Raw genomic sequence first — 15,435 nt, forward strand, 5'->3', positions numbered from 1 at the left:
CGGTCAGCCGCCGGGCAGCAGGTGACGGTAGCTGTCCGGGTTCTCCACCAGGAACTGGGCGAAGCTCTTCGCCGGGTGCCCGGTGAGCGTGGGCACCGCGTCGGAGACGGCGGCCAGTTCACCGCTCGCGATGGCCTCGTACGAGGTGACCCAGCCGGCCACCTCCCAGTCCTCGGCCCCGTAGCCGGCCCGGGAGGCGTAGGCCTCCTCGCGGGTCTCCGGGACGTAGACGACGGGGCGCCCGGTGGCACGGCTCAGCTCCTCGGCCGCCTCGGCGAGGGTGAACGCCTCGGGTCCGGTGAGGTCGTAGACCCGGTCGTCGTGGTCCGTGCCCTCGTCCAGCAGCACGGCCGCCGCCGCGTCGGCGATGTCCTCGTGGGCGACGGCCGCCACCCGTCCGTCGCCGCCCGGCCCGCGCAGCACGCCGTCGGTCCCGGTCATCGCGGGCAGCCCCGACAGATACCAGTTGTCGCGCAGGAAGGTGTGGCGCACCTCCGCCGTACGGATGTGGGCCTCGGTGTCCCAGTGGTCGCGGGCGAAGGTGAACGTGGCGTCGGGCGCGGCCCCCTGGAAGGACACATACACGATCCGCTCCACGCCCACCGCCACGGCGACGTCCACCGCCGTGGTGTGCTCGCGCACCCGGTAGGGGCTTTCGTGGGCGGAGACCAGGAACAGGGTGTGGGCCCCGTCGAGGGCCCGGCGCATGGCCTCCCCGTCGCCGTAGCGGGCGGCGGGCGCGTGGTCGGCGCCGGGCAGGTCGGGCAGCCGGGCGGGGTCACGGCCGAGGAGCCGTACGGGTACGCCGGTCCGGGCGAGCCGCCGGGCGACCCGGCCGCCGACCGCTCCGGTCGCTCCGGTCACCGCGATGAGGGGGCCGATCACTGGGGTTCGTCTTCCTCTCGTTGTTCTCTCCGTGCCAGGGGTTCTCCGTGCCAGGGCCGCACCTCCACGACCGCGCTCACCGGGAGCGGTCCGTACAGGTGCGGGAACTCCTCGCCGCCGGGCTTCATCGCCTCGTACCGGACGGGAGCGGCGAGACGGTCGGGGTCGACGACCAGGACCACGAGGTCCGGGCCGTCGTCCCCGTCACCGTCCCCGTACAGCATCCGGGCCACACCGGGGAGCTGGTGGGGCAGCGAGAAGTGGATGAAGCCCTCCTCCTGGAGAGTGCGGCCGCGGGTGGACATCTCGTACGTCCCTGTCCCACGGGCCGCCTCCCACAGAGGTGCTTCGGCGAGGTGCAGCAGCGGTTCGGTCATCGGCCCACGCTAGCGGGCGCTGCCCCGCGCCTGCTAGAAGGTGCGGCGACGAGCCCTGCGCGTGGCCACGAGGACCGTGCCGCCGGCGGCCACCAGCGCTGCCGCGATGGATCCGATGATCCATTCGCCGCCCTGGGAGCCGGTGTCGGGCAGCTCACCCGGGTGGCTCGGCGAGTGCGTGGGGTGCGGCGTGTGGCCGGTGGGGGTGGGGGTGGGGTCGGTCGGGGTGGGGGTGGGATCCGTGGGGGTCGGCGTCGGGTCCGTGGGGGTCGGCGTCGGGTCCGTGGGGGTCGGCGTCGGGTCCGTGGGGGTCGGAGTGGGATCCGTGGGGGTCGGAGTGGGATCCGTGGGGGTCGGCGTCGGGTCCGTCGGGGTCGGCGTCGGGTCCGTCGGAGTCGGCGTCGGCGTGGGATCCGTCGGCGTGGGGGTCGGCGTGGGATCCGTCGGCGTGGGGGTCGGCGTCGGGTCGGGCGTACAGGTCGGCAGGTCGCCGTCGAAGGGGTACGCGTGGATCTCCTGGCCGCCCGATGCGCCCGCCGAGGTGTGGGTGAGCGAACCCGCCGTGTAGAAGCGGCCGTTGGTGCCGCTCATGCTGAGCACGGTGGTGCTCGTCGGCCGGCCGACCAGGACGCTGCCCTCGAACTGGGCCGGACCGGTCAGCGACAGGTCGGTGGCGTCCGGGAAGTTCCACAGCAGGTTCTCGCGGAGGCCCTCGTTGGGGAAGGAGCCCATGAACGTGGCGACGCTGCGGGTGCCGCCGTAGACGTTGACGAGGACGGTCGCGCCCTCGGGGATGCCGTTGAACACGAACCCCGTGTTGCCGCCCGCCTCCGACTCCAGGTCCGCGTCCACGTCGAAGATCTGGATCGCGGACGTACCGTCACCGGTGAACGTCATGACGTCACCGGTCTTCTGCCATGTGCCCGTCGCCTCCCGGTGGTCGCCGCCGTCGTACGCGTAGCAGTGGCTGGCCTCGGTGAGCTGCGGGCGCAGCTCGGTGAACGGGGCGGCCGCGTCCGCGTCGAAGCGCGGGGCGGTGGTGGGGTTCACCGTGCCCGTGAGCTCACCCGCGTACGCGACGCGGCCGGAGTGCGTGCCCTCCTCCGCGAGGAGACGCTCGCCGTCGGCGATCGTGACGTCCCCGCCCGCCGTCAGATAGTCGGAGCCGTCCGGCGGCGGCACCCGCGAACCGACGCCCGCGATACCGACGTTGTAGACCTGTGAGACCCCGTCCCGCTTGTCCATGTCGAACCGGCCGAGGGTGACGACCTTCCCCTCCGCCTCGGCCGCCGCCTCCCGGACCAGGAAGTCGCCGCCGACGTAGACGTTGATATTGCTGTCGAAGTTGGTGACCGGGCCGTTGTTGGGATCGTTCCAGCTGGGCGGGCAGGAGCTGCCGAGGCAGGGCCCCAGTCCGCCCGGCAGCGGATCGGCACCTGCGGCCGGGGCCAGCACGCCCACCATCGCCGCGGCCGTGGCCACTGTCACTGCTGCCCGGATTGCGTTGCCGCGCCTGCGCGCCTTCTGTTCCATGCCGCGCAATATGCATGGTTATCACTTCGTCAGTTTGTATGACACGCCGCCCTTGTTCCGTTACGTAGGCCTATCGGAGGTTTCTTGACCGCGACACGCACACAGAAGGGGTGTGTCAGAGAGCCAGCAGCTTCGCCTCCAGCCGGGGGTCGAGGCCGACGGGCGGGCGGTCCGGGCGCCGGGGCGCCGAGCCTCCCCGGGCACACAGCCAGGTCCAGGTGTCCGCGACGGTCTCCCCGACCGGGCGGCAGCGCAGCCCGGCGGCGTACGCCTTGGTGTGATCCCCCCGGTGGAGCGTGTCGTACAGCTCGCCCGGCGGCAGCCAGACCGGCAGGTCGCTCCAGGGTTCGGCCCCGGCGGCCGCCAGGACCTCCGGATCGGTCCAGCGCAGCTCGGCGTCGGACCCCGTGGCCGCCACACAGGCCGCCAGCAGCTCGCCCATGGTCGCGTGGCCGGGACGGCTGACGGTGTTGTACGCGCCGTGCAGCCCGCCCGCCGCCGCGTCCAGGATCCACTCCGCCAGGTCCCGGGCGTCGATGTACTGGAGTTCCACGTCGGGCCGGCCGGGAGCGATCACCGGTCCGCCCCGGGCGATGCGCGACAGCCACCAGGGCAGCCGGCCGATGTTCTCCCCGGGGCCGATGATCAGCCCGGCCCGCGCCAGCAGGGCCCGGTCCCCGAAGGCGTCGAGAGCGGCCAGCTCACCGCCGCGCTTGGCCCGGTCGTAGGGCACGTCCCCGCCGTCGTCGGGCGAGGCGCCGGTCACCAGCGGGCCGTCCTCGTCGAGCCCGGCGGCGGCCGGGTAGGCGTACACCGAGCGGCTGGAGACGTACGTCCAGTGCCCGGCCCGGCCGGACAGCAGGCGGGCGGCGTCCCGGACGGCGGACGGCGCACCGCTCCAGGTGTCGACGACCAGGTCCCAGTCCTGCCCGCTCTCCGTCAGTGCCGCGAGTCCGGCCGCGCCCGCGGTCCGGTCCCCTCTCAGCGCGCTGACGCCGGGCGGGGGCAGGTGACGGCCGCGGTGGAACACCGTGACGTCCCAGCCCCGCTCCAGCGCCGCGTCGGTGACGGCCCGTCCGACGAACTCCGTACCGCCCAGCATCAGAAGCCTCATGGGATCACCCTGCCCAACGGAAGGGGGCAGGGGAACACCAGCACGCTGTCAGCGGAACGGGGAACTTCCCGGCGCGGGCGGAACGGCGAAGGGTCAGGGCGTGCGGGCCAGCGGGGAGCCGTGGCGCAGCAGCCACTCGTGGTAGCCGCTCGCCCGTCGCGCCGCGTCCCGGTAGGCGTCCTCCAGCTGCGCGTACACCACCTCGATGTCCGTGCCGGGCCGGGAGACCAGCAGCAGCCGTACGGCGAGCGGGTCGCCCAGCAGCGGGCGGATCACCATGTCGTCGCGCGGGCCCGACGTCGGCTGGCAGGGGGCGACGGCCTCGCCGAGCACGACGAGGGAGGCGGCGGTGAGGTAGTCGCCGTGCAGGACCGGCGGGTCCAGCCCGGCGGCGCAGAGCACGCGGCGCACCCCGTCCCACTCGCCGTCCACCGTCGGGTCGACCATCCACGGGTCGCCCGCCAGGTCCCCGAGCTCCACCACGCGGCGGCGGGCGGCCGGGTGGTCCCGGGAGAGCGAGATGAACTGCGGTTCCCGGTCCACGAGTACGCGCTGCTCCAGGCCCTCCGGCAGGGCGAGCGGGCAGCCCTCCACCTCGTGCACGAAGGCGACGTCCAGGCGGCCCGCCTCGACCGAACGCAGGAGTGCGTGGGCGGAGACGTCGACCCGCAGGGAGATGCCGGTGCCGGGCAGGGCGACCCGCAGCCGGCGCAGCCAGCCGCCGATGACCCGGCTCGCGGTGGAGCCGATGCGCAGCCGGGAGCCCCGGGGCCGGGCGGCATCGGCCTCCGCCAGCGCCTCGGCGACCAGGTCACTCATGCCGTCGACGAGGGGGCGGGCGCGGTTCAGGACGGCCAGCCCCAGGGAGGTCGGACGGCAGCCGGTGCGTTCACGGCAGAACAGTTCGGCGCCGAGAACGTTCTCGATCCGCCGGAGCTGAGTGGTCAGCGAGGGCTGACTCACGCCCAGGCGACGGGCCGCCTGATGCAGGCTGCCCGCGTCGGCGATGGCGCACAGCACCCTGAGGTGCCTCACCTCCAGCTCCATGCAGCGGAGAATATGACCGCGGCCCGCCGCACACCAGACGTCGCAACCCCACCAAAAGACTTCATTTCACCGGGTGTTGGGCGGCAGGACGCGTGCGAGCCGCCACCGCGGTGAGCGGGGATAGGGCGGCCCTATCCCCGTTTGACATCATTCCCGGCGGCCATCGGCTCCGCCACACTCTCCTCGTACCGCCCCCACGCCTGGCCCCTTACCGGGGCAACCCCACGGTGTGGGTTCACCGGACAAGCAGGAGCCCCCCATGAGACACCTCAGGACCGCCCTCGCCTCCGCCATCGCCGGGCTCGGCCTCGTCGCGACGCTCGGCGCCGCACCCGGCGCCGCCGCCGCACCGGCCCCCACCGCACCCTCCGCTTCCACCTCTGACACCGTCGCCGCGTACACGGGGTCGAGCGAGAACGCCGCAGCCAACCGGGCCTTCTACGACGCCGTCATGAAGTCCGTCGCCGAGAAGCGGGCCGCCGACCCGGGCGCGCAGGCGGTCACCGTCACCTACAGCGCGTCCAACGCTCCGAGCTTCCGCAGCCAGATAGCCAGCAGTACCCGGATCTGGAACAGCTCGGTCTCCAACGTCCGCCTCCAGGAAGGCTCCAACGCCGACTTCCGGTACTACGAGGGCAATGACTCCCGGGGCTCGTACGCGAGCACCGACGGGCACGGCCGCGGCTACATCTTCCTGGACTACCGGCAGAACCAGCGGTACGACTCGACCCGCGTCACCACGCACGAGACCGGGCACGTCCTCGGCCTCCCGGACAACTACTCCGGTCCGTGCAGCCAGCTGATGTCCGGCGGCGGCCCCGGCCCCTCCTGCACCAATGCCATCCCGGACGCCAACGAGCGGTACCGGGTGAACTCCCTGTGGCGGTACGGGTTCGCCGCCGCGACCTCCTGACACCGGCTCCACGCCCGGTAGCTCCCCCCGGCTCCCTCAGGAAAGTCCGGCCGGTCCCGGATCCCCGGGACCGGCCGGCCACCTCGCCGTCGACGAACGTGATCCGCTCCCGGGCGGCCGGGGACAGTTCAGGGCCAGGCGGTCCCGGGTCGGCCGGTCCCGGGTCAGGCGAGTTCCAGGGGGAAGGCTCCCCGGTGGCCGGTGCCCGCACCGTCGGCCGGGCGCACCTCGAACTCGCGGCAGCTCCACACCTCCTGGACGAACCCGGACCGCCGGTCCCACAGGTCCAGGACATCGTCCTCGCCGGCCGAGTCCCGGTAGGCGTCCTTGGCCCCCCGGAAGCAGGCCAGCCCCCCGGAGAGGCCCCGGCCGGGAGCCGGGAAGTAGTCGGAGAAGGCGCAGGCGATACAGGTCTGGATCCGGACGCCGTCCGGGAGGATCCGCTGCACGGCGGCCAGGGCCATGGCGAAGTCACGCTCGGCGCGGGCCGATTCGTACACCGCGCCGTCCAGGTGGAGGGCGAGGTGGAGATCCGGGTCGACCCGGCGCAGGGAGAGCAGGCAGCTGAGCGTGGCATGGCGGAGCGTGCCCGCGACGAGGACGGGCAACGGCAGGTCCCACTCCAGTACGCAGTCGGTGAGCGCACCGTCGGCGAGGGCGAACATCCCGCTCTCCGGCGGTATGCCGGCGACCGGCCCCAGGTCGTCGAAGCTCTCGCCCTCGAAGTCGACGCCCCTGATCCGGATCCGGAGCTGCTGTCCGTCCGTGGTGAGAACGACGGCGTCGGAACCCTTGTTGTCCCGGTACCAGCCGGCCCACGACTCATCTGTCATGAGCAGGGACTGTAGCCCCTGTCCCGGGCGGCTTCCGTACCAGCCTCCGCAGCGGTTCGACCCACCTGGGGTTCGCGCCACATGGGGTACATCGCGGGGCCGTCCGGCAGGTCGACGGTGAGGCCGAGGAAACGGAAACCGAGCCGCTCGTACAGCGCCCGGCTCCGCTCGCTGCTCGCCTCCAGATAGGCCGGTGTCCCCTCCCGGTCGCAGCGCTCCAGCTCCGCTCCGATCAGCTCAGCGCCGATCCCCTCCCCCTGACGGTCGGGGGACACGCCGATCATCAGCAGGTAGGCGTGCGCACGGTCGTGCGGGTGAACGGCTCCGGTGAGCCTGCCCACCAGTTCGCAGCGCTCGTTGCCGGGGTCGGCGGTCCGCCGCATCAGGGCGGGCGTGGGGTCCTCCTCCTCGGGCGCCCCGGCGGGCACCGGCAGCCACAGGGCCACCGCGGCACCGCCCTCGGCGATGTCGATACGGCCCTCGGCGAGGGCGACGTCGACGAAGACGCCGAGGAACGCGCCGTGCACCGCACGCCGGTGTGTCTCGTCGGGGAACACCCAGCCGCTGACCGGGTCGTGATGGAACGCCTCCTCCATGACCGAGACGACCAGCTCCCGGTCGCGCTCCTGTGCCCGCTCAATCCGTATGCCCATGACCGGCTGCCGCCCTTCCGCTCCGCTTCCCCTCAACCAACCTCCGGAATACTAGAGTTGAGCAGGCGGCGCCGGTCACGCGAGGTGGGTCAGCTGGTCCGGCGGGTGACGAATTCGGCCAGGGCCAGCAGATCCCCCGCCGCGCTCGGGTCGGGAACCGCCCGGGAGAGGTGGTGGACCGCGCGGGACATCCGGTCGGCCGCGCAGACCTGGGCCCAGTCCCGCCCGCCGGACCGGTCCACCGCGTCGGCCGCCCGGTTCACCTCGCCGGAGGTGGTCATGGGCCCCCGGTAGAGCACGGCGAGCTCGGCCGCGGCCGGGGTGCCCGAGGTGAGGGCGGCGACCACGGGCAGCGACTTCTTGTGGGCGGCCAGGTCGGCCCCGACGGGCTTGCCGGTGCGGTCCGGGTCGCCCCAGATGCCGATCAGGTCGTCGATGAGCTGGAACGAGAGCCCCGCCTCCCGTCCGAACCCGTCCATCGCCCGGACCGCCCGGTCCTCCGCCCCGGCGTAGAGGGCCCCGAGCGCACAGGCGCAGCCGAGCAGCGCACCGGTCTTGGCGGTCGCCATGGCGAGGCATTCGTCGAGCGTGACCTCGTCGGGGCCGCGCTCCTCGAAAGCGCAGTCCGCCTGCTGGCCCGCGCACAGCTCGATGACGCAGGAGGAGAGCCGGGCGGCGGCGCGTGCGGCGGCCGGGTGCGCGTCCTCGGCCAGCAGCCGCTGGGCGAGGGCGAGCATGGCGTCGCCGGTGATGATGGCGTCCGGGATGCCGAAGACCGCCCAGGCGGTGGGCCGGTGCCTGCGGGTGGTGTCCTCGTCGATGACGTCGTCGTGGAGCAGGGTGAAGTTGTGGGCGAGCTCGACGGCGACGGCGGCCCGGACGGCGTGTTCCGGATCGCCGCCCAGCGCGCGGGCGGCGGCCAGCACGAGGGCCGGCCTGATGGCCTTCCCGGCCTGCCCGGCGGCGGGGGTTCCGTCCGCGTTCTCCCAGCCGAAGTGGTACATGGCGATCCGGCGTATGCCGCCGGGCAGCGACTCCACGGCCGATCGCAGATGCGGGTCGACGACGGCACGGGTGCGCTCCAGGAGCGCCGCGGCCTCGTGCCCTTCCGTCGCTGCGTCCGTACTGGTCATGGTCACGGTCACTCCCTGGGGCGAGGCTATGGTGCGGGACCCGGGGGTCCGGGCGGCTGCGGCCGCCCGGACCCCCGGGGTGACTCGGGGTCAGCGCCAGCGGCTGACCTCGACGTTCTCCAGCACTCCGAGGGCGTCCGGTACCAGGATGGCGGCGGAGTAGTACGCCGTCACGAGGTAGGAGATGATCGCCTGCTCGTCGATCCCCATGAAGCGGACCGAGAGGCTCGGCTCGATCTCGTCGGGGATGCCGGTCTGCTGGAGGCCGATGACGCCCTGTTCGGCCTCGCCGGTCCTCATGCAGATGATGGACGTGGTGCGGGCGTCGGTGACGGGGATCTTGTTGGACGGGAAGATCGGCACCCCGCGCCAGGCGGGCACGTGGTGGCCGCCGATGTCGACGCTCTCCGGGACGAGTCCGCGCCGGTTGCACTCGCGGCCGAAGGCGGCGATGGCCTTCGGGTGGGCGAGGAAGAGCTTCGATCCGCGGCGGCGCGAGAGCAGTTCGTCCATGTCGTCCGGGCTGGGCGCCCCGTCGTGCGGCTGGAGCCGCTGCCCGTAGTCGCAGTTGTTGAGCAGCCCGAACTCCCGGTTGTTGATGAGCTCGTGCTCCTGGCGCTCGCGCAGCGCCTCGACCGTGAGCCGCAACTGCTGCTCGGTCTGGTTCATCGGCTGGTTGTAGAGATCGGCGACCCTGCTGTGCACCTTCAGCACCGTCTGCGCGACGCTCAGTTCGTACTCGCGCGGCGCCGCGTCGTAGTCGACGAAGGTGTGCGGGACGAGCGCCTCCCCCACATGGCCGGCGGAGAGGTCGATCGCCGCCTCGCCGTAGTGGTTGGTGCGCTGCTGCGGGATGGAGAGCAGACCGGCGAGGTGGCCGTGCAGCGATTCGGCGCGCTCGGCGAGGTTGTACACGTCGGCGCGGCTCAGGGTGAGGAGCGTGCACGGGGTGAGCGTGCGGGCGGTGTACTCCCAGACGGCGTCGCCGTCGATCAGGCTCTGGTCGCCGAAGTACGCGCCGTCGGCGAGGACTCCGAGCTCCGTCTCGTCGCCGTAGGGTCCGGCGCCGATCTTCCCGACCTTGCCGTGCGCCAGCAGGAACACCCGGTCCGCCGTGTCCCCCGAGGCGGCGAGCACCTCCCCCGCGGGCACGTCCCGCTGCTCGCACCTGCGGGCGAGCTCGGTGAGCACCTCCTCGTCACCGAATTCCCGCAGAGCGGGCAGCTCCCCCAGCTCCGCGGGGATCACGGCCACCCGGTCCCCGGTCTGGACGAAGGTCACCCGGCCGTCGCCGACCGAATAGCTGAGCCGACGGTTCACCCGGTACGTACCGCCCTGTACCTGCACCCACGGCAGCATCTTCAGCAGCCACCGCGAGGTGATCTCCTGCATCTGCGGCGCGGATTTGGTGGTCGTCGCGAGGTTCCGCGCAGCTGCCGTCCCCAGACTCTGCTGCGGCGGCGCCTGCGTGTCGCGAACCTCTTCACCAACGGACATCTGACGTCCTCTCAATCATGGGCTGACCTGCGTGCAAAAGCCTTTCAGCAGGAAGGCCCGGTCGCCATTACACAAAAGAGTGCGACTAATCCGCCCTCGGATGGGGCACGTTGATCGCCGCCGCCGGACAATCCACCTCATTCGGATCTCTCATGCCACCTGTCCACGGTGGAGTCACGCGGCTGACGAGATTTCGCCGACGTGGCGCTCCGCGTCGACCGGCTCGCCGGCGCGGGAGCCGGAGGGTCCGGAGGAGGTCGCGGAGCGCGAGGGCGACACCCCCTCCGGTCGCTCCGCTCCGCCTGCCGGCGGCGGGGGTCCGGCCGGCCGACGTCCACCACGGGGTGTTCGGCCCGGCTCTCCGGCAGGCCGCTTCCTGAAGAAGCAGCCGCCCAGGAGGGCGACAATGGACGGGTGAACAGCCCGCCCCGCCTCGAATCCCTCCTGCGGCCCACAGTGCCGTCCCCCTTGCGGGAGGTGCGGGACGAGCGCTTCGCGCGGCACGGGGTGACCCTGCTCCTCAAGCGGGACGACCTGATCCACCCCGACCTGCCGGGCAACAAGTGGCGCAAGCTCGTCCTCAATCTGGAGGCCGCCGCCGGGCGCACCGTGCTCACCTTCGGCGGCGCGTACTCCAACCACCTCCGGGCCACCGCGGCGGCCGGGCGGCTGCTGGGGTTTCCCACCATCGGCGTCGTCCGCGGCGACGAGCTGGCGCACCGGCCGCTCAACCCGTCGCTCGCCCGGTGCGCGGCCGACGGCATGCGGCTGCACTTCGTGGACCGTACGACGTACCGGGCGAAGGCCTCCCCCGAGGTCCTGGAGGGGCTGCTGAGCCTGTTCGGGGACGTGGAGGTCATCCCGGAGGGCGGCAGCAACGCGCTGGCCGCACAGAGCTGTACGGCGCTAGGGCGCGAGCTCGCCGGGGAGAGCGATGTGGCGGCCGTGGCCTGCGGGACCGGCGGCACCCTGGCGGGGCTCGCCGCCGGCCTGGACCCCGGGCAGCGGGCCCTGGGCGTCCCGGTGCTGCGCGGCGGCTTCCTCGGACCGGCGGTGGAACGGCTCCAGCGCGAGGCGTTCGGCGGTCCGGCCGGGAGCTGGTCGCTGGAGGAGCGCTTCACCTTCGGCGGCTACGCCCGCTCCACCCCGGAGCTGGATGCCTTCGCCACGGACTTCGAGGACCGGCACGGGCTGCCTGTGGAACGCGTCTACGTCGCCAAGCTGCTGTTCGCGCTGACCGCGCTGGCCGAGGAGGGGGCGTTCGGGGCGGGCGCCCGGGTGGCCGCCGTGATCACCGGCACCCCCTGGGGGCCACCCCTTCAGGAGCCGTCCGGGTAGGAGCTGTCCAGGGCCGCCGTGTGGAGCGACGGCGGAAGCCGCAGCGGGGGCACGAAGTGCGCGTCCAGGTGGTACGTCGGAACACCCGGCAGACGGCCGGCCACGAGCCCCACGGCGACCAGGACGAGCAGGGGCGGGCACCGGAGTACGGCGGGCCGCGCCGCCGACCGCCGCACCGGCCGCGATCAGGGCCATCAGTGGCAGCGCGTCCATCCCACCGTGCTCGGTCGATCCGTCGTAGCCTGCCCATCCTGACGCTCTCCCCATCTGAAGGAGGGAGATTCCTACGGCTCGCGCCGAACGAAGCCAGCGCCCGGCCATCCTGCGACACCGTCGCCGTGGACGGAGGCGCCCCTTCGGACAGCGCCCTGGACCAGACGATGTCCGGCGGCTCACCCATCTGCCACGCCCCGAGCCCGTGCCGCCCGGCGAGACCCGTCCGGAGCGCCTGGAGGCGGGCAGCCACCCCGTGCAGCTGCGGCTCCGCCCGACCTGCGGGCACGTCGGCTGCCGCGATGCGTCACCGCTGCGGCATGCCACCGGACACGTCCGGGCGACCGGTCACCCCGTGATGCGGAGCTTCGAAGCGGGCGAGAGCTGACGCTGGTGCTTCGAGTACGGTTCGATCGTCCGAGGCCTGGGTACGTCAATGCGGCGCTGGTTCTTCGTAATTGGACGCCGCAGACCCCTAGCCACTGTGCGTACTCATGGACTTACCATGAGTGACGGTCGGGGTATGGGGTCCGTACGACACGGCATCATGGATCCGATACCGTCGCCGAGCCGAAGAACCGTCGACGGACCGCATGGCTCCGGGCCACCCTTCCCGGAACCTCGAAAGAGTTTGTGCCACCTTGGAGGTGAGGGTGTCCCAGATCGCAGGCGAGCCCGGGAATCAGGACTTCGTAGAGGTCCGACTGCCCGCTGCGGGTGCCTACCTGTCGGTGCTGCGAACGGCCACGGCCGGTCTCGCAGCGCGTTTGGACTTCACTCTCGACGAGATCGAGGATCTTCGCATCGCGGTCGACGAGGCCTGCGCGATCCTGCTTCAGCAGGCCGTGCCGGGTTCCGTCCTCAGCTGCGTCTTCCGTCTCGTCGACGACTCCCTCGAAGTGACGGTGTCGGCCCCCACCACGGACGGCCGGGCGCCCGAGCGCGACACCTTCGCCTGGACGGTGCTCTCCGCACTGGCCGGCAAGGTCGACTCCACGGTCGCCGACGACCGTACGGTCAGCATCAGCCTCTACAAACAGCGCGGCGCGGGCCCCGGGCCGGCGTGAGCGACGGGAACGGGGACGGTCCTGTGCGGGACGAGACGATCCGATCCGGGGTGGTGCGCCCAGCAGGCATCCCGGAACAACAGGCCCGGCCGCATCCGGCGGACGGAGCGGACGGGCCCAAGAGCATCGACGTCGCGGTGGAGCAGTCGCAGGCAGAGCGGGCGGGCCAGATGAGCGAGCACGGGCACCACGATCCACACGACCGCAGCGGGGCCCGAGCCCTGTTCTTCGAGCTGCGGGAGCTGCCCGACGGTTCGCCGGAGAAGGCCGAGCTGCGCAATCGGCTGGTGCGCATGCATCTGCCGCTGGTGGAGCATCTGGCCCGCCGCTTCCGCAATCGCGGCGAGCCGCTGGACGACCTGACCCAGGTCGCCACGATCGGGCTGATCAAGTCCGTGGACCGGTTCGACCCGGACCGGGGGGTGGAGTTCTCGACGTACGCCACTCCCACGGTGGTCGGCGAGATCAAGCGCCACTTCCGGGACAAGGGCTGGGCGGTGCGGGTGCCGCGCCGCCTCCAGGAACTGCGGCTGTCGCTGACCACGGCCACCGCGGAGCTCTCCCAGCAGCACGGCCGCTCGCCCACGGTGCACGAGCTGGCCGAGCGGCTCGGCATCTCCGAGGAGGAGGTGCTGGAGGGTCTGGAGTCGGCCAACGCGTACAGCACGCTCTCGCTGGACGTGCCGGACACGGACGACGAGTCGCCCGCGGTCGCGGACACCCTGGGCTCGGAGGACGAGGCGCTGGAGGGCGTGGAGTACCGGGAGTCGCTCAAGCCGCTCCTGGAGGACCTGCCGCCGCGCGAGAAGCGCATCCTGCTCCTGCGCTTCTTCGGGAACATGACCCAGTCGCAGATCGCCCAGGAGGTCGGCATCTCGCAGATGCACGTATCGCGGCTGCTGGCCCGCACCCTGGCGCAACTGCGCGAACGGCTGCTCGTCGAGGAGTAGGGGCGGGTCCGCCGGCTCAGAGCCTGTCGGGTGACCTTCGACCGGAAAGGGGACGCGGCATGGCGCGTGCGATTCCAAGGCGCCGGAATGTCCTCGGATGGGGCCTCCCCTGCTCGAACGAAGCTGAGAGCTTGGGGAAGGAGCTACTTGGACAGTTCGGCAACGCCGGAAGTGTGCGTGCCAGGGCGTGGCCGCCCGGTCAGAGGTCACCCGACAGGCTCTCAGGCCCCGGGCGTCGCCCCGGCGCCCCGGCGGATACCCAGGACCTGGGTGGTCGCCGGGCTCAGGACGAGCACGAGGCCGGTGACGGCGACCACCGCCAGGACGATCCCGGTGGGGATCAGCGCGCCCTGCGAGCGCAGCAGCGTCCACGCCACCGGCAGCGCCATGATCTGCGTGATCAGCGCCGGCCCCCGGCTCCAGCCGCGCAGCAGGAACAGTCCGCGGGCGGCGGCCAGCGGGATCACGCCGAGCGCGACCAGCGTGATCCCGACCATCTCCGCCTGCTGCGTGCTCTCCAGGTTCCCGAGCACTCCCATGACCAGCAGGCAGATGCCGCCGACGGCGAGCGCCACGCCTTCGAGGGCGTTGACCCCGGCGAGGACGGTGATCCTGGTCGGGCGCTCCGCTGCGGAGGGCGGCGGGCCGGACGGTGTCGCTTGAGTGCTCACGCCTTTCAGGTTGGCATCCCCGGGGTCCGGAAGTGAAGCCGGGGTGCGGAGGAGCCTCCCCGTTCGGGCGTACGACAGCGGGCCCGGTCACGCTCCGTGACCGGATCCGAGCGCGGTGAACCGGGACTACAGCGCCGAACCGCCCGGTAGGTAGGCTGACCTCCATGCGCGCACTCCTCGTGGTCAACCCAGCTGCCACCACCACCAGTGCCCGCACCCGTGACGTGCTCATCCACGCGCTGGCCAGCGAGATGAAGCTGGAGGCGGTGACCACCGAGTACCGGGGGCACGCGCGGGACCTGGGACGGCGGGCGGCGGACAGCGACGACATCGATCTGGTGGTCGCCCTCGGCGGCGACGGCACGGTGAACGAGGTCGTGAACGGGCTGCTGCACCGGGGCCCGGACGTGGACAGCCTCCCGAAGCTCGCCGTGGTCCCCGGCGGGTCCACCAACGTCTTCGCGCGCGCCCTGGGGCTGCCGAACGACGCGGTGGAGGCGACCGGCGCGATCCTGGACGCCCTGGAGAACCGGACCGAACGCACGGTCGGTCTCGGTCTCGCGGCCGGCACCCCGGGCACCGAGGACGAGTCCGTCCCCGAACGCTGGTTCACTTTCTGCGCCGGTCTCGGGTTCGACGCCGGAGTCATCGGCCGGGTCGAACAGAAGCGCGAACACGGGAAGCGCTCGACGCACGCCCTGTACGTACGCCAGGTGGTGCGGCAGTTCCTGAACGAGGCCCACCGCAGACACGGGCAGATCACGCTCGACGTACCCGGCCAGGACCCGGTCACCGACCTCGCGCTCTCCATAATCTGCAACACCGCACCCTGGACCTACCTGGGCAATCGCCCGATGTACGCCTCCCCGAAGGCCTCCTTCGACACGGCGCTGGACGTCCTCGGGCTGAAGCGTCTGTCCACCCCGGCGGTGGCCCGTTACGGCACCCAGCTGCTCACTTCGAGCCCCGACAAGGGGCCGCGCGGCAGGCATGCCGTCTCACGGCATGACCTCACGGACTTCACCTTGCATTCAAAGGTCCCACTGCCCTTCCAGATGGACGGCGACCACCTGGGACTGCGTACGAGCGTGACGTTCACAGGCGTACGCCGTGCACTGCGTGTGATTGTGTGAGTGGAAGGGCCTAAAGTCCTTTAACTCGAACGTTTGGACTGGCCCCCACCCCTAAGAAGTGCGGCTGTGACCTAGTCG

At 72.2% G+C, this 15,435-nt stretch carries 17 protein-coding genes; 6 read left to right on the forward strand and 11 right to left on the reverse strand.

Annotation, left to right across the window (positions count from 1 at the left end):
- Positions 1 to 3: 3 nt before the first annotated feature.
- The 5 genes from ACGF2Y_RS12565 to ACGF2Y_RS12585 form a co-directional block, all read right to left on the reverse strand.
- Complete coding sequence (locus ACGF2Y_RS12565) at positions 4 to 885, reverse strand: SDR family oxidoreductase (protein WP_392945695.1); 882 nt, start codon at positions 883 to 885, stop codon at positions 4 to 6.
- Positions 882 to 1,262 (reverse strand): DUF952 domain-containing protein, encoded by a 381-nt coding sequence (locus tag ACGF2Y_RS12570; protein ID WP_392945697.1) that lies wholly within the window; start codon positions 1,260 to 1,262, stop codon positions 882 to 884. The genes ACGF2Y_RS12565 and ACGF2Y_RS12570 overlap by 4 nt, the downstream gene beginning before the upstream one ends.
- A gap of 33 nt (positions 1,263 to 1,295) precedes the next feature.
- The gene (locus tag ACGF2Y_RS12575; protein ID WP_392945699.1) at positions 1,296 to 2,795 is read right to left on the reverse strand and encodes a choice-of-anchor A family protein; all 1,500 of its coding nucleotides are present in this window, start codon (positions 2,793 to 2,795) and stop codon (positions 1,296 to 1,298) included.
- Between the two features lie 115 nt (positions 2,796 to 2,910).
- A complete protein-coding gene (locus ACGF2Y_RS12580) occupies positions 2,911 to 3,909 on the reverse strand; it encodes an NAD-dependent epimerase/dehydratase family protein (protein WP_392945701.1) in 999 nt (332 codons plus the stop codon).
- 93 nt (positions 3,910 to 4,002) lie between these two features.
- Positions 4,003 to 4,956, reverse strand: a complete 954-nt coding sequence (locus ACGF2Y_RS12585) for a LysR family transcriptional regulator (protein WP_392945703.1) — start codon at positions 4,954 to 4,956, stop codon at positions 4,003 to 4,005.
- A gap of 259 nt (positions 4,957 to 5,215) precedes the next feature.
- On the opposite strand from ACGF2Y_RS12585, the gene snpA reads away from it, so the two are divergent.
- Positions 5,216 to 5,869 (forward strand): snapalysin, encoded by a 654-nt coding sequence (gene snpA, locus ACGF2Y_RS12590; RefSeq protein WP_392945705.1) that lies wholly within the window; start codon positions 5,216 to 5,218, stop codon positions 5,867 to 5,869.
- Positions 5,870 to 6,033: 164 nt separating this feature from the next.
- Here snpA and ACGF2Y_RS12595 read toward each other — a convergent pair whose 3' ends face one another.
- From ACGF2Y_RS12595 to ACGF2Y_RS12610, 4 genes are all read right to left on the reverse strand, one after another.
- Positions 6,034 to 6,702 (reverse strand): DUF6304 family protein, encoded by a 669-nt coding sequence (locus ACGF2Y_RS12595; RefSeq protein WP_392945707.1) that lies wholly within the window; start codon positions 6,700 to 6,702, stop codon positions 6,034 to 6,036.
- Positions 6,699 to 7,355 (reverse strand): GNAT family N-acetyltransferase, encoded by a 657-nt coding sequence (locus ACGF2Y_RS12600; protein ID WP_392945709.1) that lies wholly within the window; start codon positions 7,353 to 7,355, stop codon positions 6,699 to 6,701. Before ACGF2Y_RS12600 ends, ACGF2Y_RS12595 begins: the two co-directional genes overlap by 4 nt.
- An 89-nt stretch (positions 7,356 to 7,444) precedes the next feature.
- Positions 7,445 to 8,488: a family 2 encapsulin nanocompartment cargo protein polyprenyl transferase gene (locus ACGF2Y_RS12605; RefSeq protein WP_392945711.1), complete on the reverse strand. Its 1,044-nt coding sequence runs from the start codon at positions 8,486 to 8,488 to the stop codon at positions 7,445 to 7,447.
- 90 nt (positions 8,489 to 8,578) lie between these two features.
- Entirely contained in the window at positions 8,579 to 9,985 is a 1,407-nt protein-coding gene (locus tag ACGF2Y_RS12610) for a family 2B encapsulin nanocompartment shell protein (protein ID WP_392945713.1), read from the reverse strand.
- 414 nt (positions 9,986 to 10,399) lie between these two features.
- On the opposite strand from ACGF2Y_RS12610, the gene ACGF2Y_RS12615 reads away from it, so the two are divergent.
- A complete protein-coding gene (locus ACGF2Y_RS12615; RefSeq protein ID WP_392945715.1) occupies positions 10,400 to 11,323 on the forward strand; it encodes a 1-aminocyclopropane-1-carboxylate deaminase/D-cysteine desulfhydrase in 924 nt (307 codons plus the stop codon).
- On the opposite strand, the gene ACGF2Y_RS12620 is transcribed toward ACGF2Y_RS12615, so the two are convergent.
- The gene (locus ACGF2Y_RS12620) at positions 11,305 to 11,499 is read right to left on the reverse strand and encodes a hypothetical protein (RefSeq protein ID WP_392945717.1); all 195 of its coding nucleotides are present in this window, start codon (positions 11,497 to 11,499) and stop codon (positions 11,305 to 11,307) included. The two genes, ACGF2Y_RS12615 and ACGF2Y_RS12620, sit on opposite strands and share 19 nt — an antisense overlap.
- Positions 11,500 to 11,741: 242 nt before the next feature.
- On the opposite strand from ACGF2Y_RS12620, the gene ACGF2Y_RS12625 reads away from it, so the two are divergent.
- The 3 genes from ACGF2Y_RS12625 (at position 11,742) to ACGF2Y_RS12635 (ending at position 13,553) form a co-directional block, all read left to right on the forward strand.
- The gene (locus ACGF2Y_RS12625; protein WP_392945719.1) at positions 11,742 to 11,924 is read left to right on the forward strand and encodes a UBP-type zinc finger domain-containing protein; all 183 of its coding nucleotides are present in this window, start codon (positions 11,742 to 11,744) and stop codon (positions 11,922 to 11,924) included.
- 265 nt (positions 11,925 to 12,189) lie between these two features.
- On the forward strand, positions 12,190 to 12,603 hold the full coding sequence (locus ACGF2Y_RS12630; protein WP_003966375.1) for an anti-sigma regulatory factor: 414 nt from the start codon (positions 12,190 to 12,192) through the stop codon (positions 12,601 to 12,603).
- Between the two features lie 23 nt (positions 12,604 to 12,626).
- Positions 12,627 to 13,553: an RNA polymerase sigma factor SigF gene (locus ACGF2Y_RS12635; protein WP_392945720.1), complete on the forward strand. Its 927-nt coding sequence runs from the start codon at positions 12,627 to 12,629 to the stop codon at positions 13,551 to 13,553.
- Positions 13,554 to 13,774: 221 nt separating this feature from the next.
- On the opposite strand, the gene ACGF2Y_RS12640 is transcribed toward ACGF2Y_RS12635, so the two are convergent.
- On the reverse strand, positions 13,775 to 14,224 hold the full coding sequence (locus ACGF2Y_RS12640; RefSeq protein ID WP_392945722.1) for a hypothetical protein: 450 nt from the start codon (positions 14,222 to 14,224) through the stop codon (positions 13,775 to 13,777).
- A 164-nt stretch (positions 14,225 to 14,388) separates the two neighbouring features.
- Between ACGF2Y_RS12640 and ACGF2Y_RS12645 the strand changes: the two genes are divergently transcribed.
- Positions 14,389 to 15,357 carry a diacylglycerol/lipid kinase family protein gene (locus ACGF2Y_RS12645; RefSeq protein ID WP_392945724.1) on the forward strand — a complete coding sequence of 323 codons (969 nt, stop codon included), beginning with the start codon at positions 14,389 to 14,391 and terminating at the stop codon, positions 15,355 to 15,357.
- Positions 15,358 to 15,435 lie beyond the last annotated feature (78 nt).

Source organism: Streptomyces sp. NPDC048142 (genome assembly GCF_043202835.1).
GTDB lineage: Bacteria > Actinomycetota > Actinomycetes > Streptomycetales > Streptomycetaceae > Streptomyces.

Bases quoted from the DNA above. Each gene is read 5' to 3' on its own strand.
- ACGF2Y_RS12570 (WP_392945697.1), bottom strand. From the start codon at position 1,262: ATGACCGAACCGCTGCTGCACCTCGCCGAAGCACCTCTGTGGGAGGCG.
- ACGF2Y_RS12575 (WP_392945699.1), bottom strand. From the start codon at position 2,795: ATGGAACAGAAGGCGCGCAGGCGCGGCAACGCAATCCGGGCAGCAGTG.
- ACGF2Y_RS12580 (WP_392945701.1), bottom strand. From the start codon at position 3,909: ATGAGGCTTCTGATGCTGGGCGGTACGGAGTTCGTCGGACGGGCCGTC.
- ACGF2Y_RS12585 (WP_392945703.1), bottom strand. From the start codon at position 4,956: ATGGAGCTGGAGGTGAGGCACCTCAGGGTGCTGTGCGCCATCGCCGAC.
- snpA (WP_392945705.1), top strand. From the start codon at position 5,216: ATGAGACACCTCAGGACCGCCCTCGCCTCCGCCATCGCCGGGCTCGGC.
- ACGF2Y_RS12595 (WP_392945707.1), bottom strand. From the start codon at position 6,702: ATGACAGATGAGTCGTGGGCCGGCTGGTACCGGGACAACAAGGGTTCC.
- ACGF2Y_RS12600 (WP_392945709.1), bottom strand. From the start codon at position 7,355: ATGGGCATACGGATTGAGCGGGCACAGGAGCGCGACCGGGAGCTGGTC.
- ACGF2Y_RS12605 (WP_392945711.1), bottom strand. From the start codon at position 8,488: ATGACCAGTACGGACGCAGCGACGGAAGGGCACGAGGCCGCGGCGCTC.
- ACGF2Y_RS12610 (WP_392945713.1), bottom strand. From the start codon at position 9,985: ATGTCCGTTGGTGAAGAGGTTCGCGACACGCAGGCGCCGCCGCAGCAG.
- ACGF2Y_RS12645 (WP_392945724.1), top strand. From the start codon at position 14,389: ATGCGCGCACTCCTCGTGGTCAACCCAGCTGCCACCACCACCAGTGCC.